Source organism: Spirosoma lituiforme, from assembly GCF_054776635.1.
Window position 1 is genome coordinate 1,674,960 of sequence record NZ_BAAHBO010000001.1, and the last position, 19,912, is coordinate 1,694,871.

18 protein-coding genes are annotated in these 19,912 nt (G+C 51.0%); 10 read left to right on the top strand and 8 right to left on the bottom strand.

Annotation, left to right across the window (positions count from 1 at the left end):
- Positions 1-156: 156 nt before the first annotated feature.
- From ACYU87_RS07125 to ACYU87_RS07135, 3 genes are all read left to right on the top strand, one after another.
- On the top strand, positions 157-1,371 hold the full coding sequence (locus ACYU87_RS07125) for a glycosyltransferase family 4 protein (protein ID WP_461133331.1): 1,215 nt from the start codon (positions 157-159) through the stop codon (positions 1,369-1,371).
- 69 nt (positions 1,372-1,440) lie between these two features.
- Positions 1,441-2,766: a thioredoxin family protein gene (locus ACYU87_RS07130; RefSeq protein WP_461133332.1), complete on the top strand. Its 1,326-nt coding sequence runs from the start codon at positions 1,441-1,443 to the stop codon at positions 2,764-2,766.
- A 239-nt stretch (positions 2,767-3,005) separates the two neighbouring features.
- Complete coding sequence (locus tag ACYU87_RS07135) at positions 3,006-5,033, top strand: PAS domain-containing sensor histidine kinase (protein WP_461133333.1); 2,028 nt, start codon at positions 3,006-3,008, stop codon at positions 5,031-5,033.
- Positions 5,034-5,123: 90 nt separating this feature from the next.
- Here ACYU87_RS07135 and ACYU87_RS07140 read toward each other — a convergent pair whose 3' ends face one another.
- From ACYU87_RS07140 to ACYU87_RS07150, 3 genes are read right to left on the bottom strand one after another with little or no spacing between them, the layout of a single operon-like run.
- Positions 5,124-5,708, bottom strand: a complete 585-nt coding sequence (locus ACYU87_RS07140; protein WP_461133334.1) for a biliverdin-producing heme oxygenase — start codon at positions 5,706-5,708, stop codon at positions 5,124-5,126.
- Positions 5,705-6,136, bottom strand: a complete 432-nt coding sequence (locus ACYU87_RS07145) for a response regulator (protein WP_461133335.1) — start codon at positions 6,134-6,136, stop codon at positions 5,705-5,707. The genes ACYU87_RS07140 and ACYU87_RS07145 overlap by 4 nt, the downstream gene beginning before the upstream one ends.
- 7 nt (positions 6,137-6,143) lie before the next feature.
- Positions 6,144-8,384, bottom strand: a complete 2,241-nt coding sequence (locus ACYU87_RS07150) for an ATP-binding protein (RefSeq protein ID WP_461133336.1) — start codon at positions 8,382-8,384, stop codon at positions 6,144-6,146.
- A gap of 212 nt (positions 8,385-8,596) precedes the next feature.
- Between ACYU87_RS07150 and ACYU87_RS07155 the strand changes: the two genes are divergently transcribed.
- The gene (locus tag ACYU87_RS07155; protein ID WP_461133337.1) at positions 8,597-9,778 is read left to right on the top strand and encodes a hypothetical protein; all 1,182 of its coding nucleotides are present in this window, start codon (positions 8,597-8,599) and stop codon (positions 9,776-9,778) included.
- A gap of 175 nt (positions 9,779-9,953) precedes the next feature.
- On the opposite strand, the gene ACYU87_RS07160 is transcribed toward ACYU87_RS07155, so the two are convergent.
- Positions 9,954-10,628, bottom strand: coding sequence for an outer membrane beta-barrel protein (locus ACYU87_RS07160; protein WP_461133338.1), 675 nt, complete (start codon positions 10,626-10,628; stop codon positions 9,954-9,956).
- 302 nt (positions 10,629-10,930) lie between these two features.
- On the opposite strand from ACYU87_RS07160, the gene ACYU87_RS07165 reads away from it, so the two are divergent.
- From ACYU87_RS07165 to argH, 4 genes are all read left to right on the top strand, one after another.
- The gene (locus ACYU87_RS07165) at positions 10,931-11,374 is read left to right on the top strand and encodes a DMT family transporter (RefSeq protein ID WP_461133339.1); all 444 of its coding nucleotides are present in this window, start codon (positions 10,931-10,933) and stop codon (positions 11,372-11,374) included.
- A 77-nt stretch (positions 11,375-11,451) separates the two neighbouring features.
- A complete protein-coding gene (locus ACYU87_RS07170; RefSeq protein ID WP_461133340.1) occupies positions 11,452-12,075 on the top strand; it encodes a hypothetical protein in 624 nt (207 codons plus the stop codon).
- Positions 12,076-12,137: 62 nt separating this feature from the next.
- Entirely contained in the window at positions 12,138-13,409 is a 1,272-nt protein-coding gene (locus tag ACYU87_RS07175; RefSeq protein ID WP_461133341.1) for an MDR family MFS transporter, read from the top strand.
- 140 nt (positions 13,410-13,549) lie between these two features.
- Positions 13,550-14,884 (top strand): argininosuccinate lyase, encoded by a 1,335-nt coding sequence (gene argH / locus ACYU87_RS07180; protein ID WP_461133342.1) that lies wholly within the window; start codon positions 13,550-13,552, stop codon positions 14,882-14,884.
- A gap of 116 nt (positions 14,885-15,000) precedes the next feature.
- On the opposite strand, the gene ACYU87_RS07185 is transcribed toward argH, so the two are convergent.
- Positions 15,001-15,864, bottom strand: a complete 864-nt coding sequence (locus ACYU87_RS07185) for an SMP-30/gluconolactonase/LRE family protein (RefSeq protein ID WP_461133343.1) — start codon at positions 15,862-15,864, stop codon at positions 15,001-15,003.
- A 198-nt stretch (positions 15,865-16,062) separates the two neighbouring features.
- Here ACYU87_RS07185 and ACYU87_RS07190 point away from each other — a divergent pair, with 198 nt between their 5' ends.
- Positions 16,063-16,272, top strand: a complete 210-nt coding sequence (locus ACYU87_RS07190; RefSeq protein ID WP_461133344.1) for a hypothetical protein — start codon at positions 16,063-16,065, stop codon at positions 16,270-16,272.
- Positions 16,273-16,344: 72 nt separating this feature from the next.
- Here the strand turns inward: ACYU87_RS07190 and ACYU87_RS07195 are convergent, their stop codons facing one another.
- Entirely contained in the window at positions 16,345-17,595 is a 1,251-nt protein-coding gene (locus tag ACYU87_RS07195; protein WP_461133345.1) for an MFS transporter, read from the bottom strand.
- 57 nt (positions 17,596-17,652) lie between these two features.
- On the opposite strand from ACYU87_RS07195, the gene ACYU87_RS07200 reads away from it, so the two are divergent.
- Positions 17,653-18,315: a phosphoribosylanthranilate isomerase gene (locus ACYU87_RS07200; RefSeq protein WP_461133346.1), complete on the top strand. Its 663-nt coding sequence runs from the start codon at positions 17,653-17,655 to the stop codon at positions 18,313-18,315.
- Between the two features lie 75 nt (positions 18,316-18,390).
- Here ACYU87_RS07200 and ACYU87_RS07205 read toward each other — a convergent pair whose 3' ends face one another.
- Together ACYU87_RS07205 and ACYU87_RS07210 are read right to left on the bottom strand one after the other, a co-directional pair.
- Positions 18,391-18,813: an Hsp20/alpha crystallin family protein gene (locus ACYU87_RS07205; protein ID WP_461133347.1), complete on the bottom strand. Its 423-nt coding sequence runs from the start codon at positions 18,811-18,813 to the stop codon at positions 18,391-18,393.
- Positions 18,814-19,093: 280 nt separating this feature from the next.
- A complete protein-coding gene (locus tag ACYU87_RS07210) occupies positions 19,094-19,864 on the bottom strand; it encodes an AMP nucleosidase (protein WP_461133348.1) in 771 nt (256 codons plus the stop codon).
- Between the last annotated feature and the right edge of the window lie 48 nt (positions 19,865-19,912).

Sequence of the window (19,912 nt, forward strand, 5' to 3'; positions counted from 1 at the left end):
ATAAAGGGAGAGAAATAAAGCCGCAAGATCAGTAAACAAAAACTGACTAAAGCGAAAGTATACAGTCTAATAGCTAAAACCATCCCGTGTATCAGTTGATTAGCAAACGAACCAGTCTGGTTTTGACATCGGCCTAGTACACAGCTACCCATACGTATGACCACCAAAATAAAAGTTCTTCTCGCCATTCGCCAGGGGCAAATTGGCGGAGGAGAAAGTCACATACTCAATCTGGTACACTTTTTAAACAAGCAACAATTTGAACCGGTCGTCCTGTCTTTCACGCCCGGCCCGATGGTCGACAAACTTAGGGAAAATGGAATAGCCACGTATGTTATTGACGGAAAAAGTCCGGTTAATTTTCGCATGTGGAACCAGGTGAAAGTCTTATTGCAGGAAGAGAAAATTGATCTGGTACACGCCCATGGTACGCGGGCAAACATGAACATTATCTGGGCGGCCAAACAGTGTAACATCCCCGTTATTTATACCGTGCACGGATGGTCATTTCATTCGGATCAGTCGTTTCTGGTCCAAACGGCCCGGATCATAGCCGAGCGAAAATTAACCCGCTGGTCTCAGTTAACCATCACCGTATCGGATTCCAACCACCACACGGGCCAGCAACTGATCAGAGGCTTTCAATCCAGGGTAATTTTTAACGGAATCGACATGACCCGGTTCCGTCGGGATCAATCGTTCAGCGATATTCGGGCGTCCTACAATATACCGGCCAGCCATGTAGTCGTTCTTTTCATGGCACGCATGACCATTCAGAAAGATCCGATCACGATGATTCGGGCGTTTAAACACGTAGCCGATCAACACCAGGATATTACGCTGCTCATGATTGGCCAGGGGGACCTCGACCAGGAAGTGCTGAATACGATTGAGCAGACCGGCCTTCAGAAACGCATCATCCGCGATGGCTTCCGGCTGGATGTTGCCGACATTTTGCACGCCAGCAATATTTATTGTTTACCCTCTCACTGGGAAGGACAGCCTATTGGCCTGATCGAAGCGATGGCGATGGGGAAGGCGGTCATTGCTACGCACGTAGATGGCTCGAAGGAACTGGTGCAGGACGGCGTCAACGGACTTTTGATCGATCCCCAGCAAACAAAACAACTCGCCAATGCCATCGAACGACTCTACAGCGATCATGAGCTGCGGAAGAAAGTAGCTGAGGAGGCTTACCACCTTAGCCGGGAGCGCTACGATGCCGCCTTCATGGCCGATTATGTTGAAGAGGCCTACAGAACGGTACTGACCGAAACCAAACCCGGCTACGCACAGCCTTCATCTTACCCGAATAGCCTGCCTGAAAAAGACGGCATTGTCAATTTGGAAACCAACGAGACCACCGTCTAGCCGGTAAGCATCCACCGGCATTTTGTTCGAAAGGGTTATTTTTCCACCTTCGGGAGATAACTTGCTGGAATGAAATTATCAGGTCCAAGGCTGTTACTGGCCTACATTGTCTTCATCGGTTTGAGCCGGTTTGCTTTAGCGAACCCGACCGATGGGCCAGCCGGTGTCACGTTTTTTAAAGGCTCCTGGAAAGATGCGCTGGCGGAAGCCAAACGCCAGAACAAGCCCATTTTTCTGGATGTATTTACGAGTTGGTGCCCTCCCTGCAAACGAATGGCGAAAGAAGCCTTTCCTGATGCCCGGTTAGGCACCAAATTCAATACCCACTTTATTAATTATCAGGCAGATGCCGAAAAAGGCGAAGGTATCGCCCTGGCCAAGCACTATGCAGTTGCCAGTTACCCGACGGCGCTGTACATAGCACCCGAGGGCGGTCTCGTTCATCGATCGGTGGGTTACGGCGGGGTCAGCGCCATGATTAATCAGGCTGATCTTGTGCTGGCTATTCCTCCGCTGAAAGCAACCCTCGCCAAAGGAGACAAAGAGTATGCGAACGGCAAACGGAATCCGGATTTTCTTAAACGATACCTGAAAACCCGGCAAACACTCAATCGGCCGACGAGTGATGTGCTGGATGCCTACCTCGGTGCTTTGCCCGAGTCGGAACGCACAACGCCGGAAATCATATTGCTTGTGTGCGACGCCATTCAGGCATCGAATACCAGCGCGTTTACATACTTAATCAAAAATCAACCTTCTCCGTCGACATCCGATCTTACAGAGCAGCGTCTGTCGCGGTCTATTTCCGGGGCACTACACCGCGTGCTGAATAACGAGTTCCGGCAAGCCTGCGCCACAAAGGATGAGGCATTGCTGGAAACCGTCATTACCAATAATGAGCGCAGCACGGTTTTAACTAACCCATCTACCAGACAGCAGGAGGATCAGCAACAGGAAACAGCTATTGATTACCGACTCCGGTTTTACAAGGCAACTAAAAACTTTGCCAAATACCGGACCATCGCTAGTTCTGTCGCCGATAACCAGCTAATGAGTCAGACAACCGGTGAGTTGCAGAAAGAGGATTCTGTACGTATTGCCTGGACTAAACGACGTTCGGCTTCATTCCCTGACTCACTCAAAAGAATTGTACCCAAATCAGCAGACGACCACTCATTTACTGGTGCGCTTACGTCCTGGGAAGTAGCGAACTCGCTTCACGAATTTGCCAGTACCTATTCGGACTTGAGCGCATCACCGGCCGATTGGGATCTGGCCCTGACGTGGGTTAAACGGGCCATCGTGCTGTATCGTAGGCCAGAATACCTAATCACAGAAGCGAATCTGCTCAAAAAACTCGGCCGGTCTGCAGATACCATTGAGACAAAAAAATGAAACTGCTTGACGATACGATTGCATCGCCCGCGCTTTTACAAAACATTTTTAGCCCATTCAAGTTTATTCTGGTTGACTAAATAGGCCATCGCAGAGCCCCCTACTTGTTGTATAAAGGCCAGAATCCGGCCATCTGCATCATTCCGGAGAGCGTTATAATTGATCTTATACGACATACAAGCCTCCGCTATTGTGTCGTTAACAGGGCTCTGGCCACCCCTTTTCGCTTGTTTTAACGCATGAACCAGCCCTTAGCTGCTCAATCAAATCCGTTAGTACCCACCGAAGAAACGTTACTCCGACGTTCATACGACCAGTTGCAGACTGCCCTGAGCATTGGTATGATTGCGACCTGGTTCTGGGATATTGGCGCGGATAAAGTAACAGGCGACCGAAACCTCCTGCGCTTTTTCGGCGTCGACGAACAGGACGGCATTGATGGCCTTCCACTGAGTGCGTTTACCGATTCAATTCACCCGGAAGATCAACAGCGGGTAGTGAGCCTTATCAATGAATCCATCCGTTCGGGCAACACCTACGAAGCCGAATACCGGATTAGCCTCCGGGGCCAGACAAAGTGGGTACTCGCCCGGGGCATGGGGGTCTACAACAGCGACAATCAGCCCCTTACGCTATCGGGCGTGCTGGTTGATGTTACAGACCGCAAGCAGATAGAGCTGCATTCGCAAATTGTTGAGGCCAGTTTCCGATTATCCCTCGAAGCCGCCCGGATGGGCACCTGGGAGTATCGCCTACTGACCGATGAATTGATTTGGTCTGACCGGACTAAAGAACTTTTCGGTTTCCCAACGACGGCGTTTGTCACCTACCCTCTTTTTTTGCAGGCGCTGCATCCGGATGATCGGGAAGCCGCCAGCCAGGCCATTGATGCCGTTATCCAGTCGAAGGGGGCAGAGCGTTTTGATTATGAATACCGGGTGACAGGGCCTAATAACGATCAGTTGCGCTGGATCCGGGCCAGCGGACAGGTATTCCTGAATGACCAGGGCGTCGTGCATCAGTTTGTTGGCACCGTTATTGACATCACAGCCGACAAAGAAAATGAAACCTTTCTGCAACAGCGTGTCAATGAGCAAACGCATACGCTGGAGCAAAAGGCTCATCAGCTACGCACCACGCTGGATGCCTCGATCAACAGCATCATTGCCATGACCGCCCTGCGCGATTCGAGCCACAAAATTGTTGATTTCATGATGAACACCGCCAACACAGCGGTCATCAGAAGTAATTTTATGACACCCGACGAGATCATTGGCCGAACCCTGCTGACGGTTTTCCCCGGCAATAAGGAAAACGGCTTCTTTGATTTGTACACGCGCGTGGTCGAGACGGGCGAACCGGAACAAAGCAGCCAGTATTACCGCGATGAGTTTGGCCTCGAAGGCTGGTTTGAAGTGTCAGCGGTTAAGCAGGACCTCAACGGCGTGGTCGTAACCTTCAACAACATTACCGACCGGAAAAAGGTCGAGCTGGCGGCCAAACAGCAGGAAAAGGAGCTTAAAGAAGCCAACGTTGAGCTGCAACGCTCTAACGAAAGTCTTCAGCAGTTTGCCCATATTGCCTCGCATGATTTACAGGAGCCTCTTCGGCGTATTCAGGCGTTCAGCGATATTCTGCGAAACCAGTTTTTAGACAGCCTGTCGGATGGCGAGCGCGACATGGTTCGACGAATTCAGAAATCAGCCCAGCGGATGCAACTGCTGATCAAAGACTTGCTGGAGTATTCGCAGATTAGTACCCAGCGCGATACGTTTGCGGTTATTGCGCTCAACAGCGTGGTACAGGACGTTACCGCCGATCTGGAAATGACCATTGCTGAGAAGAACGCCACAGTCGATGTCTCGGCCCTCCCAGACATTCAGGGCAATGCTTCGCGGTTACGCCAACTCTTTCAGAACCTGATTACCAACGCGCTCAAGTTTGGCCGGTCAGACACACAACCACTGATTCAGATTCGCTCCCGTCCGGCGCGCGTCGACGAGCTTCCCCCACGTCTGGCCGACAAAGCTGAACATCCGTTCTGGCTGATTACGGTCGCCGACAACGGGATTGGCTTCGATGAACGCTACAAAGACCGTATTTTCAGCCCATTCCAGCGACTACACAATCCAGCCACTTATAGTGGTACCGGCATTGGTCTGGCCATTTGCCAGCGGGTAGTCGAAAGCCACGGGGGGGCCATTGACGTGAGCAGCCAGGACGGGCTGGGCTCCACGTTTAAAGTCTTTTTACCAGCTATCATTTAACTGAGTTGCCGGGCTATTTACGTAACGTGGAGCCGGTTACGTATAACCAACTCCACGTTACGTAAACCCTTATCTATTCAACTAGGATTCTCAGCTAAATACCGCTGGCCTGTTAGCCAGAAAAACAGATTGATAGATTATAAACGTTTCGTCAGCCGCAGCCACCACCTCATCGGCGTGGGGTGTACCCTGTTGGGTCAGGAAAGCACCGAACTTCTTCCAGTTGGAGCCCAGTGCTGCACCGTAACCCTGGTAAAATCGACCATGAGCCAGCAAAGGCCGGATAGCGTCATTTTGCTGCAACATGCGCCCGATCACCGTTCCACCCAGCATAGAGCCTTCGCCCACGTAAGCAGCGCCCAACAACGAAACGGGCGACCAGTCGGCGAAAAGATCAGACCGAAACATTGGTAAGGTTTCCCGCAAATACGTCAGATCAGCGGATAGCCAGGGTGTTTTCCGGCGAGCTGCCGGTTCGTATTCGCGGAAGAAATCGCTATTGCGGTCAATTGCGTTTTCCAGCGCCTGATGGAAAACCAGATGGGTTCGTAATAAGTGGCCGTATTCAACAGCCGTGAGCGTCCCGTTTCGCAGCGCTTCTGTGTAAAAAAGGTGCTCGGTCTGCTCATGTTGAGACCGGGTTTCCTGCTTCAGGCGCTCCAGTAGATTCGTCATTTGTGATTTGTTCGAGTCGTGTCGCCCAGCCAGAAATCGCACAGTTTTTTGAGCACTTCGCCCGTTTCCTGGTAGCTTCCCGGCTTGACAACGTACGCATTGATGCCCGCGTCGTAGGCTAGTTTAATATCGGTCGGGTTATCGGATGTGCTGAACGCAATGATAGGAATGTGCCGCGTCCGGGCAAAGGCCCGTGTCTGCTCAATGACTTCAAATCCGCTCATGCCATCCAAATTCAGATCCATCAACACCAGTTTAGGCAAAACAACTTTCTGCTGCTCATGCCGTCCTGTTCCCGTCAGGTATTCAATGGCTTCTGATCCGCTATTGACAACGGCGTAAGTAATCGGGCGATTCAGTTTCCGGATCAGGCGGGCAAATATGTCCGCGTCATTCGAATTATCCTCAACGTACAGTACATCCACCATGAGCTTGTCATTCAGTTGCGTTGACCGGGAAAGAAACAAAAAATGTAGTTCCCTGGTTTGGCTCGCTGTGAAACCAGATTTTTCCCTGATGCCGGTTGATGATTCGCTTCACAATCGCCAGCCCTACACCCGAGCCTTCGAAGGCACGAGCATTTTCCAGGCGTTTGAACAGGTCAAATATTTTGCCGGCATGCTTCATGTCGAACCCGATTCCGTTGTCTTCGATGGAATAAATGACTTCGGTACTGGTTTGCGTACCTTTTATCTGCACCAGTCCTTCGATGGTCTCCTGTGTGTATTTGGCCGCGTTACTGATCAGGTTGGTAAACAGCTGGAGCGCCATTGTCGGGTCGGCCGTAATCGACGGCGTATCAGCAATTTCGATCCGTAACGAACGGTCTTTCGACGTTATCAGTGTCTCCTCCCGGATTCCTTCCAGCAACTGACGCATGTCGATCCGCTGCGTGTCCAGTTCAGAACGCCCCATCCGGGAATAAAACAGAATGTGGCGAATCAGTCGGCGCATTCGGTCGGTAGAGTCGATGACTTTCTGAAATAACGCCTGCGCATCGGGCGAAAAATCATCGCCGTACTCTTCGAGCAGAATTTCGGCATAACACCGGATAGACGATAAAGGCGTCCGTAAATCGTGCGATACGGTGTAGCTGAACGCATCCAGTTCTTCGTAAGCCAGTTGCAGCCGTTGATTGAGCAGGCGAATCTCATTGGCCTGCTTCGTAACGATCTGCAAAATATCTTCCCGCAACTTCACGACAACCGACAGTTCCGCTTCGCTCCAGGGTTCAGATGTATTGCGTACAATTTCCGTCCAGGCGGCAAAACTCTTGCGGGGACTAAGCCGACGGGAACCCGCATCGTCGACCGTGATGGGTTTATCGGGATTTCCAGCCCAGGTAACCTGCTCGATGCGCTCGGGTTTAAACCAGAATACGTACTCGTTCATTTCCCGCGACAGCACAATGGCCAATACCCCAGACCCTACAGCCGCGAAATCCTGGGCGGGCGGATAGAGCGCTGGCAGCTGGCTGGTCTGAAAGAACGACTCGGTACCGGTGGTACCCATCCACTCGGCCAGGGCCTGAATTTGCTTGCTCTCCGGCGTTTTGCCGAGCGGGTGTATCTTATTGTTAAAAATGAGCGCGGCTCCGGCGGCCCCCGTAATATCCAGAGCCGTTATGGGCAGTTTCGTCAGTGCCCGTACAACATCATCGTTGAGAAGCAACTGCTGGTGCAGTTCTCGACCCATTGACTGGTATTGTTGCAGATTCGTCAGGTCCTCTTTATCTTTCCGAAACTCCAGTGCCGCTGATAGCAGTTGACTCACAAACTTGGCGGCCTGCCGTGCCTGATAGTCCACAAAATGAGGAGTGTTGTTGTGGCAGGAGATAAGCCCCCATAATTCGCCCCGGTAAATCAGTGAAATGCTCATGGATGCCTGTACACCCATATTGTTGAGGTATTCAATGTGCACCGGCGATACCGCCCGGAGTACCGAATGAGTTAAGTCGAGCGGCTGATCTTCGGGCCAGCCAGGTCTGGATAGAATAGGCGACGGCGCACTGCCGACATCGGCAATGAGTCGTACCAGGTTGGTTTTGTACAACTCTCTGGCCTGCTTCGGAATGTCCGATGCCGGATAATGCAGCCCCAGAAATGGCTCCAGATGATCTTCTTTTTCTTCAGCCACCACCTGCCCGTGCCAGTCCTCACCGAAGCGATAGACCATTACCCGATCGAAGCCGATAATCGTTTTGACCCGACGGGCCGTATTTTGCAGCAATTCACTAAGCGTACGGCTCGACTGTACCTCGGTCAGCGCCTGCGAAATCAACTGCTGGTTCATGAGCTGGTTCTGGTCGTCACCTCTTGGCTCCCATTCCAGCAACACTACCCCGTTGTGCTGGTGAATGATCAGATTCCAGTCTCTGCCGTTCAGGGTCATACGGTACGGATTCATGTTCTCCCACGAATCGTTCCGCTGGCCTACATTCAGAAGTTCAGTTAATGCCGTAACGGGTAGATTAGTACCAACCAGTACCTTGTCTATTGACTGGCCCAGCAGTCTGGAAACGTCTGTGCCGACGAGATCAGCAATATTGCTGCTGGCGTGGATAATCGAATATGTATCGGGCTCAACAGCGATCAGGTAGCCGTAGGATTGAATAGTACCAAGAATATGGATTGGCTCCTGTTCGCAATTTATAAGATCAATCGTTGATGGAGTCATTGACGTGTAGCCCACTGCTGAAAACGTAATCGATGGGGCAGTCAAACGAAAACGTGGAGATGGTGAGACTAAATTACGACATAATTATACGTGCAATAAGATTTAATTGAATTATAAATCGTATGGGCCGCCAAATCCGCTAATCTACGGTTTCACTACATTTCGTATTCGATCTTTGTCTCCACCAGACGGTACGGTAAACACACAAACGCATGCCGGTTAACATTGCGCTGTTTCTACTGCTGAGTTTACCGGCTTTCGGACAGAAGCTCGTACCGCCCAGCCTGCACACGAACCCAACGGGTGAGTTGAACACCTATCGTCAGCAGCTGGCGTTGCTCAGGCAGGAACACGCTCCCCATCGCGAACTTCCCGACCTGAACTTCTTCCTATTCGGCATGGGCAACCGGCGCAAACTGATTTACCGCCACGGACGACTGTTGAACGCTCTGACCGGCAACATTGAGGAGCAGTGGAATGTGAAACAGGAAGTTATTGTGCCACCCGCGTATCTGGTTCACCTGGTTCTGACCGACGGACAAATAATTCAGATTCAGGAAGATGAAACAGGGGTGTGGGTTCTTCAATCCGACAAGCGACCCAGACTACTACCAGGTACGCGCAGTCGGCTAAGTTTACCGGGCTTTGCCAGTAACCGGTTCGGTTTCGTACTTCGGGTGCTGCATCAGGAAATTCTCCTAAACGTTATTCATGGTCGACCGGTACCCAATTTTCTCGTCTACCCAAAACCCCGGTACCGCGAGGCCGCCCTGATGGCGATGGTACTACGCCAAACGGGTAACCTTCCGTTGATTCACGACTGGGTCATGGCTATTCGAGACCCATTCGACCGAAGCAAACCCGGCGTTACCGAAGCCGACAACTTGGGCGAAGTGCTGTTTCTGGTTTCACTCGTGTCAGATAAGACACACCCAGTTGTACAAACGGCACTGGATTCGCTAAAACGCTTTGAGAAAGAAGACTATGTAGTGGGCGAGTCCGATAAGGCCGAACATCCTGTCTATCAGACAAAATGGCTTAAATATGGGCTCAAGTCACTCAGCTTACCCGATCCGTATCACATTCCCCGGCAATACGACAGCTATTCGTCACTTATCTGGTGGACCTATACCCACGACCACGTACCGGGCAGGAAATTCAACGAAAATTCAGCTGAAAACTACCCATACTTGGCCTGGGCGGAAGATCATTTTTATAACGAGAAACGAGGCCCTGTCAGCAATCTCGATTACCCATTAAGCTGGGAACAGCAGGCCAGCGATGCGCATTATCCGGGACTAACCGTACTGGACAAAGACCTGGTCAAACAGAAGCTGGCACTTCCTCATGCCTGGCACGCGGCCGAACAGTTTTTGCTTCTGGCAGATCAGTAAACTTGCTGCCAGAAACGGCTATGAGTAGTGACAAAATTTTAACCACAGGAGCTTTGCGTTCTCCGGGCCTCTGTGGTTAAAAACTTCACTCGGTTCTTCAGCAGAATGAGGTTCAAAGAAACCTCTCAAGTCCTTTATAAGTAACTGACTCAATACGTCGGCAACACACTGGTCATTAGCGGGAGCCGCCGATGGTGAGGCCTGCTTTAACGCTGAAGTATGAGTTATTGGCCGTTAACGTAAGTCGACTGGCTGCGTTGGTGACGCTTGTATTGCTGATCAGGTTATAGTTCGCTTCTACGTGTACGATGCCGTACTTAACGCCTACTCTGCCCAGACCACCAAAGGCCGCTGTTGTGGGTAAGGGATATGAAACAACGGAACTGGTGCCCGACAGCTGGTAGGTTTGCTGGCTGGATTCAGCATAGTAAAAACCAGCACCGACCCCTACGTAAGGCTTCACGCCTATGCTGGTGTTGATCACATAATTTGCCGTTAGCGACGCAGACAAAATGGATTTTGCTTTAGTAGCCAACGAGATGTTATTGTCAAGAATTTCCGGACGTTGAATAAACGCCTGTTCCAGCCGAACACCGACTTCCAGATTTCGGGTTAGTTCATACTGGGGTTCCAGGCTGTACACAAAGCCAGCCTTGCTAAGATCTTTATCTATATTGGCCGGAACATCGGCCGGTGCCGCGAGTCCTCCGGCAATGCTTACTTTAAAGGGTTTAGCGGGTCTGCTTGACTTAACGGGGGGCTTAATTCTGATCAGTGAATCGGATTGGGTGGTTTGAGCGTTTGTGGCAAACGAGGCCAGTACGAATAGAAGAGCGAATAACGTACGCATAAGGAGTTGAAAAATGGATACTAATTAATTGGTTTTACTACGAGCTGATTTCTTGTGGCGCAAAGATGGCCATTTTATTCATGAGCTGTTCTTTGTGTCAACAGTTGCCTGGGCGGAGGTCTTTTTTCCCGGACAAACATGCTTACCGCTCTGGTCACGCAAGCCAACCCCTACTCTGCCTATACAAGACTTGCCCTGATTCCGTTGCAGCCGATCAGCATTCATCCGGAAAGATGTGCTACAGCATTACGATTTCCGGATCAACAATCGCCAGTACTTCAGTCGTTGGCTACCTTTACCGTATGAATTACATCTACATTCTTTTTGCGTTTCTGATTGGTCTGGCTATTACCGTGCAGGCCGGGGTCAATGCAAACCTGCGGCAGGCAATGGCCAGCCCGATCCTGGCAGCCGCTATTTCATTCGGTTCTGGTTTTATCGTTTTGCTTGTTCTTTTTTTCGCATCTGGCTCGCCAACACCCTCCCTCGACACCGTTAAGCAGGTAAGCTGGTGGAAGTGGCTGGGCGGTGTGATGGGAGCCATCTACATGATCACTGTTATTGTCAGTGTGCAAAAAATTGGCACTGCCAACCTGGTTAGTCTAAGCGTAGCCGGGCAGTTGGTAGCCGCTATCGTCCTCGATCATTATGGTCTGCTTGGTTTCGCTCTGCACCCGGCCAATGGCTGGCGTCTGTTCGGGGTTATGCTGATTATAGCGGGCGTATTGCTGGTGGTGAAAAACTAAGCACCCGATTCACGGTTAATGGCTTGGGGTGGTCCGTCGCTACGGTGGACCCACCACAAACGACAACTCGGCCATCCATGATCAATTACCGGTTTTACCCTTCCCTGCTGAATACATTTGCGCGCTACGTACGTGGTGGAAATCTTTCCGCTCAGGAGTTGATTGACTCAATCAATCGGGTACCTACCCCCACTACCGCAGCACAGGCACGGGGTGTCTCGTTTGAAGATGCCGTTATCAAGGGCACCCACGAAGACCAGTTTGACCCGGAAGTCATCAAGAAAGTTCGTAAGCTGCTTCCCCGCCCCATCGTAGACACGCAGGTGTACTGCCAGTGGGAAATTGACGATGTGCTCTTCTACGGATACGTTGACCTGATTGGCAAGTTCAAGGCGGTCGATATAAAAACGACCGCGTCGTACCAGGCTGGCCGTTTTCTGCACAATCACCAGAACCTGTATCTGCACGCCCTGAAGCGCAAAGGCATCAAACTGATGGAATACGTAATTACAGAATTTAAACCCGGTGGCCCGACAGAAGTGCATGTGGAAAGTTATGCGCTGACCCATCCCATTGACAAGCAGCTGGAAGAGATTCGCCTGCTCAAGGCATTTCTGGAGGAACATCGCCCCCTGATAACGGATAAAAAAATCTTTGTGCTACCCGGCGAAGATACCGATGCCCGCCGAAAATTGCGGTAACGCTCACGGGTTTCGGATCAGCCTATCGCCATTCCGGAGCTTGTTTCGTGTACCTTCGCGCCATGCTTCAGCGCACACTCCACCTGTACCGACGTGCTTACAAGGGCCTTTCGCCCTCCGTCTGGCTATTGGCGGGCGTCATGCTCATCAACCGTTGCGGCACCATGGTGCTGCCATTCATGACACTCTACCTGACGCAGCACTTGCATTATTCGGTTCAGGATGCGGGTATTGTGATGGCCATTTACGGACTGGGAGCTTTCGTGGGTACTTTCCTCGGCGGTCGGCTTACGGATCGGTTTGGCTTCTATTACGTTCAGTTGTTCAGCCTGCTATTTGGTGGTATGGCGTTACTCGGCCTGCAGTTCGTTACTGATTTTACCGCTCTTTGTGCCAGCGTATTTGTCTTTACCCTTTTCGGCGATGCGTTCCGGCCTGCCAACCAGGCAGCCATTGCCCACTACTCAGAGACCGAAACCCGCACGCGTGCTTTCTCCCTCAATCGGTTGGCCATTAATCTGGGGTGGTCTGTGGGGGGTGGTTTGGGTGGCTGGATAGCCGGTGTCAGCTATAACCTTCTTTTCTGGACCGACGGTCTGACCTGCTTACTGGCCGGTATTGTCCTGTGGCTCTGCTTGCCGGCTCCGGCCCGCGTTCCGGTACATATCAATGACCAGCCTGAAACCACCGCCGATCCGATAAAAAGTCAATCCCCCTATCGGGATACCTGGTTTATTGCCTTCGTGAGTTGCTCCTGCCTGTACCTGATGGCCTTTATGCAGTTGTTTTCTATCGTACCCTTGTTTTTTAAGGAAGTCATGCACATGACCGAATCGACGATTGGCAGCCTGATGGCCCTGAACGGTCTGGTAATCGTATGTGTCGAAATGGCGCTGGTGTATAGTCTCGAACAGCGGCAACGCTCAAAAATAAGCCTGATCGTGACGGGGGTCAGTCTGCTCATTCTTGCCTACGGCCTGCTCTCCCTGCACCCGTGGTTACCGGCATCACACATGGCTATCGCGTTGGTTTTCATCCTGATTAGCACATTAAGCGAGATGCTGGCGATTCCATTTATTCAATCATTTACGGTTGGGCGATCCAGTCCCGCTACGCGCGGGCAATACCTGGCGCTGGCCTCCATGAGCGGGGCGTTGGCGCAAACACTGTCACCCGCGCTGGGATCGCAACTTGTGGCTCATTTCGGTTTTTCAGTACACTGGCTGGTCATGGCCGGTATCAGTCTGGCATCGGCCGGTGGATTCTGGTGGTTAGGCGCAGCCGCCCGGAATAATGCCCAAGTGACCATCCCCGCTGCTAATTCAGTACAGTAAGGCGTTGTCTGCCCAACTTTCTTTGCGACCTTTGCCGATGAATTATAAAGAGTGAACGAGCGAATGAATGAAAGAGCGAAACGAGCGCACTCATCCATCTACTCATTCGCTCTTCCACTCTTTTACCTATTTCGTAAGCCTTGAAACTCTGGCAAAAAGAAGGCGTCAGTACCGCCGAACAGATTGAACGCTTCACCGTCGGCCGCGACCGTGAAATGGATTTGTACCTCGCCCCTTTTGATGTTCTGGGCAACCTTGCTCACGCGCAAATGCTCGAAACGATTGGCCTTATTTCCGAAGATGAATTGGGGCTACTGACGGATCAGTTAAGGGCCATATACCAAAAAATTCAGTCCGGACAGTTCATAATTGAAGACGGCGTGGAGGATGTCCACTCGCAGGTTGAGCTACTACTGACACGGGCGCTGGGCGATGTTGGCAAGAAAATCCATTCGGGCCGGTCACGCAATGATCAGGTTCTGGTCGATTTAAAACTCTTCACCCGCGATCGACTCTGGCGCGTTGCGGAAGCCGTTCAGAACGTATTCAATCGCCTGATCAGTCGGTCGGAGCAACACAAGAACGATCTCTTACCCGGTTATACGCACCTGCAAATTGCCATGCCTTCTTCGTTTGGGTTGTGGTTTGGTGCGTACGCCGAAGCGCTGGCCGATGATATGCTGACGCTGCAAACGGCCTACCGGCTGGCTAACCGCAATCCGCTCGGGTCAGGAGCCGGGTACGGATCCTCATTTCCCCTCAACCGTACGCTTACCACCGAGTTACTGGGCTTTGAAGGCATGCACGTCAATGTCGTGTATGCGCAGATGAGTCGCGGAAAAACGGAACAGACAGCCCTCACGGCACTGGCTGCTCTTGCCGCCACCATTTCGCGGATGGCGATGGATATCTGCTTGTATAACAGCCAGAATTTTGGCTTTCTGGTTCTGCCGGACGCGCTCACAACGGGTAGCAGCATTATGCCCCACAAGAAAAACCCGGACGTGGCCGAGCTGTTGCGGGCTAAAACCAACCGGATGAAAGCGCTGCCTATGGAGGTAACGCTGGTTATGAGCAACCTGCCTTCCGGGTATCACCGCGACATGCAATTGCTGAAAGAAATCCTGATGCCTGCGTTCGACGAAATCCTTGATTGTTTGGAAATTACCGACTTTATGCTTGAACATCTTCAGGTAAAACCCAACCTGCTGGACGACCCTGAATACGATTTACTGTTCAGCGTTGAGCGGGTAAACGAGCTAGTCTTACAGGGCGTTCCTTTCCGGGAGGCTTACCGGACTGTCGGCAAAGAAATCGCGGAACATACGTACGAACCACCCCGAGCTCTGAACCACACCCACGAAGGGAGCCTTGGTAATTTGGGTAACGATCTGATTCAAAACGCCATGAAACAGGCGATAGCGGGTTTTGGCGCCGATAAAGCCCAGGCTGCCATCAGGCAATTGGTAGCGTAGAGCCGCAACCCTTTGCGGCTATCACGTGCGTCAGCAATTTGCGCATACGTTAATCCAGCCAGAAATTGCTGACGCACGTGATAGCCGCAAAGGGTTGCGGCTCTACAATACATACATTACTCGACCCGGTAAGCTACCAGCGAATTCTTGTAAAATGTTGGTACGATCAACAGCTTTTTGTTCGCTACGTAATCAATATCGGCGGAGTTAATTTTTTGCTCACGCGTGTCGAGTAACTGCACTTTGGTACCATCGGCACTAACGTGGAATATCTGGCCGCTCCAGTCCGAAACAAAAAAATTTCCTTTTCCCTCGGCAACAATGCCATCTGTGGCGGCCATACCGTCGGCTAGGGTTGTTATCTTTTTCGTTTCGACATCCACGGATTGTAAGGCACCGATTTTGGTACTGCCAATCATCAGCTTGTCTTTTCCAACGGCGAGTACTCCATTGGGTTTATTAAGTTGTTCGCCTTCCAGCCAGACTTCCCATTTCTCATCTTTCAAGCGATAAATTTTGTCGTTCTGGTTATCGGAGACATATACCGTACCATCTTTGGCAATGGTCACGTCGTTCAGAAAACCACCTTTCCCAACGGCATCCCAGGTCTTCTCGGCCTGTCCATTTTCCGTATTGATACACACCAACCGGTAAACGTCGGTCACATAAAGACGTTTTTTGTAGAGCCCCATACCCTTAGGGGCGTTCAGGCCGGATGTCCAGCGCAGGTTTTCAATCTTGCCGTCGAGCGTAACTTTAGAAATAAAGCCGCTCCCATCAAGATCACCGGGCTTCCCGTCAATATTCGCCACATACAAGGTGTTGTCACCATCGTACAGAACTGATTCGGGCGTTCGTAATGTTGTATCCGTTTCCCAGACTTTTACCAATTTCGCTGGCTTTGGTTTGACCGGTGGCGTCAGCGCAATCAAACTGATAGGAACGACTGCCAGTAACATAAACAGGTTGACATGTTTCATCTTGTTATTGATTATCAACTAATTAAAAAAGTTTCGAAAAACAGAGTTGTACCGTGCCGGGTCAAGAACAGCTATCCAGCGTCTTACTAAAAGGAAAAATATAATTATTCTAACCGGTTCGGAAAAGAGACCTTTCCAGTTGAAAACAATCAGATGGGGAGGGTGTTTACAAAACTTGCACATGACGAACACAAGACTATGGGAACTACTCAATTCCGCTCTTATGCCGTGCAGACGCCGGTTGACCAACTCAAGGAGAGCACCCAGGACATGATTCGATTACAACGAGATTATCAACTCCCGGATGAATTATTCTGGGAAGTCTTCAACGCCCGCGTTCTGCTCAATGAGCCGATTGACATTGACGCTTTTATTACAGATTCTAAGCAATCGCCCGCCTACGCCTAATTCCCCCCTGCCGACATTGATATCCGCCCGGTTGCCCATTAACCGATGCCAGTCGGGCGGATACAGAATCGGTCAACTCAGTCGAACGCTGAACAGAGCTTTCGATTTAGCATATACGTAAGTCACCACGATCAGCGTGACCACTCCGCCGAGCATAACCGAAGGCACCGTGCCTAGTAGCCGGGCCAGTAAGCCCGATTCGAAGGCGCCAATTTCATTGGATGAGCTGACAAAGATACCATTCACGGCGGCCACCCGTCCGCGCATGTGATCGGGTGGAAAAATCTGTAGAATCGTCTGGCGAATGATCACGCTGACACTATCAAAAGCCCCTGTCAGGGCAAGCATGATCAGCGACAGGTAAAAATTAGTTGATAGCGAAAAAATAATAGTCGCTATCCCAAACCCCGCCACCGAAAGAAGCATGTTACGCCAGGCGTTGTGGGTTGGTGGATGCTTCGCCATATAGGCCATGGTCAGCAGAGCACCGATTGACGGTGCAGCCCGCAAAAATCCCAGGCCTTCCGCCCCAACTTTAAGAATATCCTCTGCAAAAACGGGCAAGATGGCTACGACACCCCCAAACAGTACCGAAAACAAATCGAGTGAGATCGCGTACAGGACAATCTGGGTCTTGAACACGAACCGAAAACCTTCCTTCAAACTCTCCCGCAGACTCAATACGGGCGTGTTGGAAACGGGAGTAGGCTTCCGTTCAATGAGCGTGATCAACAAAAAACAGACAACCAGAAGGCCAATGACCACAATCAGGCTATTATCGAATCCAACCCAACTGTACAGAAATCCGGCCAGGCCAGGTCCTACAATAGCGCCCGCCTGCCAGAATGAGCTACTCCATGTGGCCGAGTTCGCGTAGAGCTCGCGAGGTACTAAAAATGGCTTTATGGACGAGCTGGCGGGTGAGTAGAATCCTTTCGCCGTACCGATCAGCATTAATACACCGTAAATAGTGGCTAATCGGGCGGTCTGCGTTAACCCGGCGGCAACCGATGGCTGAAAGACCAGATACAGAATAACCGACCCAAGCAAAATGACCAGCAGGCTCCAGAGCAGGATCTGTTTCTTATCGCGTCGGTCGGCGAGGTGTCCACCAAACAACGACAACGCAATAAACGGTATCGCTTCGGCCAGGCCAACCAGACCCAGCATCAAGGGATCATGGGTTATTTTGTACAATTCGTACCCGAGAATGACTTCCTGAATCAGTAAAGTAGCCGTAATTAAAAAGCTATTCATCACGAAATACCGAAATTCAGGAATACGGAGTGATGCGAACGTGTCTACTGGGGGCGGTTGAGTCATTCTCTTGTCGGCGTCTGCTATATTTATCGCCAAAGTTTGATTAATCAACCCAAAACGATGCAATCTCCGTTCCGAACGAGAGTTAAAATTTGCTGCATCAGCAGCCTGGAGGAAGCCCGGCTAGCTACCCGGCTAGGTGCTGATGCGCTGGGTCTGGTAGGTAAAATGCCAAGCGGACCCGGTGTTATCGGCGACGAACAGGCCGCCGACATTGTAGCCAATACGCCCCCACCGCTGGCCACGTTTATGCTGACCAGTGAAACCACGGTCGATGCCATTATCGCCCACCAGCTTCGAGTCGGTGCCAACACGATCCAACTGGTCGATGCGGTTCCTCCCGACACGTATGTTCAGCTTCATGCCGCCTTACCCGCCGTCAAGCTGGTGCAGGTCATTCACGTACTCGACGAACAATCCATCGATGAAGCGTTGCAGGCGGTTCAACTGGGTGCCGATGCGCTCCTGCTCGACTCGGGAAACCCAACGCTGGCTGTCAAAGAACTAGGTGGTACGGGACGAGTACACAACTGGCGGGTGAGCCGTCAGATTGTTGAGCAATCGCCGGTGCCCGTCTTTCTGGCGGGGGGATTACAGGCCGGAAATGTTCGCCAGGCCATCGATACGGTCCATCCCTTTGGCCTCGACATTTGCAGTGGCGTTCGGACCAATGGTCATCTGGATGAGCAAAAACTGGCATCGTTCATGAACCTGGTGCGGTAAGCAGGCGCTAACAACGATCTTAAACAAAAACGCCCGCACCAAATGGTGCGGGCGTTTCAAGGGTGCCGTGTGCCATTACGCAACGACAATTTCTTTCACCAGTTTCTCTTCTTTCAGCTCGACTTTTGGCAATTCAACCGTAAGAATGCCATCGGTATAAGCAGCTTTGATCGCGTCGGCGTTTATCGTTTTCGACAAGCGGAAGCTGCGTTCAAACGAAGTGAAACCAAACTCCTGCCGGGTAAATTTCTCGGCGTTTTCTTCGGCTTTCGCTTCTGGTTGATAGCTGATCGTCAATTTGTTGTTTTCAACATTGATCTTCAACTCCTCTTTTTTCAGACCGGGAGCGGCCAGTTCAAGCAAAAAGGCGGCTTCAGTTTCTTTAACATTCACGGCTGGAACGTTGGGCGTCGTGTTCTGATACCGATTGATAACGGGACGGTTATAAAAAGAATTGAAGAACGTAGGAAAGTTGTTGTATCGAACTAAGGTTGCCATTGTTTTATGAGTTTTAGTAGGTTGTTTTCTGTCAAACACAAACATCCTTACTCAAATGCTGTACCAATTCGATATTTGCTGATTTAAATGACATTATGGCCGATTTCCACAAAACTCAGTTATTTTTTTATGACAAAATGGCAGCAATGGCGACTGATAGGCTGAAATGATGGCTAAATTGTCTGGTGCTTTTAGTCATCACGTTCTGCACAATCCAGTATGTTGACCGATTAAAGCGCAGTATCATCGCAACAATACGCGTATGATTCACCCGGCTTATCTACTCAAATCGCAAATGCTTGACCGAGTCGCCGGAGGATTCGAGTTCGAGTAGAGCATCAATCCCAATATCGAGGTGGACATTAACGAACTGACCCGTTACGCGTTTGTCGCTTTCCTCAGTCTTTACGCCCTCGGGCACCAGCGGATTGTCGGATACCAGCAACAGAGCGCCGTGGGGAATGGAGTTAACAAAGCCAACGGTGAAAATGGTGGCCGTTTCCATGTCGATGGCCATTGTCCGGATTTCGCGCAGGTAATCTTTAAACTGTTCGTCGTGCTCCCAGATACGCCGATTGGTGGTGTATACCGTGCCGGTCCAGTAATCCAGTTCGTACCGTTTGATGGTCGATGATACGGCCCGTTGCAAGCGGAACGAGGGCAACGCCGGAATTTCGGGCCGCATGTAATCGTTGCTGGTTCCTTCACCCCGAATAGCCGCAATCGGAAGAACCAGATCGCCGATCTGTGTCTTCTTCAAACCGCCACATTTTCCCAGAAACAGTACCGCCTTGGGGTTAACCGCCGAGAGCAGATCCATAACCGTAGCAGCCATCGCGCTACCCATCCCGAAATTAATGATCGTGATGTTGTTGGCGGTAGCTGTTTGCATGGCCCGCCCTATACCGAAAATCTCAACGTCGAACTTTTTGGCGAAGAGTTCAACGTAATTGATGAAGTTGGTAAGCAGAATGTATTCGCCAAATTGCTCAATAGGGGTGCCTGTATAGCGAGGCAGCCAGTTCAAAACGATTTCTTCTTTTGTCTTCATTCGTTAGTTTTTCATTCGTTCACCCTTCCACACTTTGTATCTTTACGG

Bases quoted from the DNA above. Each gene is read 5' to 3' on its own strand.
- ACYU87_RS07200 (WP_461133346.1), top strand. From the start codon at position 17,653: ATGCAATCTCCGTTCCGAACGAGAGTTAAAATTTGCTGCATCAGCAGC.
- ACYU87_RS07145 (WP_461133335.1), bottom strand. From the start codon at position 6,136: ATGGTGGATGTACTGTACGTTGAGGATAATTCGAATGACGCGGACATA.
- ACYU87_RS07190 (WP_461133344.1), top strand. From the start codon at position 16,063: ATGGGAACTACTCAATTCCGCTCTTATGCCGTGCAGACGCCGGTTGAC.
- ACYU87_RS07155 (WP_461133337.1), top strand. From the start codon at position 8,597: ATGCCGGTTAACATTGCGCTGTTTCTACTGCTGAGTTTACCGGCTTTC.
- ACYU87_RS07125 (WP_461133331.1), top strand. From the start codon at position 157: ATGACCACCAAAATAAAAGTTCTTCTCGCCATTCGCCAGGGGCAAATT.
- ACYU87_RS07160 (WP_461133338.1), bottom strand. From the start codon at position 10,628: ATGCGTACGTTATTCGCTCTTCTATTCGTACTGGCCTCGTTTGCCACA.
- ACYU87_RS07205 (WP_461133347.1), bottom strand. From the start codon at position 18,813: ATGGCAACCTTAGTTCGATACAACAACTTTCCTACGTTCTTCAATTCT.
- ACYU87_RS07140 (WP_461133334.1), bottom strand. From the start codon at position 5,708: ATGACGAATCTACTGGAGCGCCTGAAGCAGGAAACCCGGTCTCAACAT.
- ACYU87_RS07165 (WP_461133339.1), top strand. From the start codon at position 10,931: ATGAATTACATCTACATTCTTTTTGCGTTTCTGATTGGTCTGGCTATT.
- ACYU87_RS07170 (WP_461133340.1), top strand. From the start codon at position 11,452: ATGATCAATTACCGGTTTTACCCTTCCCTGCTGAATACATTTGCGCGC.
- ACYU87_RS07195 (WP_461133345.1), bottom strand. From the start codon at position 17,595: ATGACTCAACCGCCCCCAGTAGACACGTTCGCATCACTCCGTATTCCT.
- ACYU87_RS07175 (WP_461133341.1), top strand. From the start codon at position 12,138: ATGCTTCAGCGCACACTCCACCTGTACCGACGTGCTTACAAGGGCCTT.
- ACYU87_RS07130 (WP_461133332.1), top strand. From the start codon at position 1,441: ATGAAATTATCAGGTCCAAGGCTGTTACTGGCCTACATTGTCTTCATC.
- ACYU87_RS07135 (WP_461133333.1), top strand. From the start codon at position 3,006: ATGAACCAGCCCTTAGCTGCTCAATCAAATCCGTTAGTACCCACCGAA.
- ACYU87_RS07150 (WP_461133336.1), bottom strand. From the start codon at position 8,384: ATGACTCCATCAACGATTGATCTTATAAATTGCGAACAGGAGCCAATC.
- ACYU87_RS07185 (WP_461133343.1), bottom strand. From the start codon at position 15,864: ATGAAACATGTCAACCTGTTTATGTTACTGGCAGTCGTTCCTATCAGT.
- ACYU87_RS07210 (WP_461133348.1), bottom strand. From the start codon at position 19,864: ATGAAGACAAAAGAAGAAATCGTTTTGAACTGGCTGCCTCGCTATACA.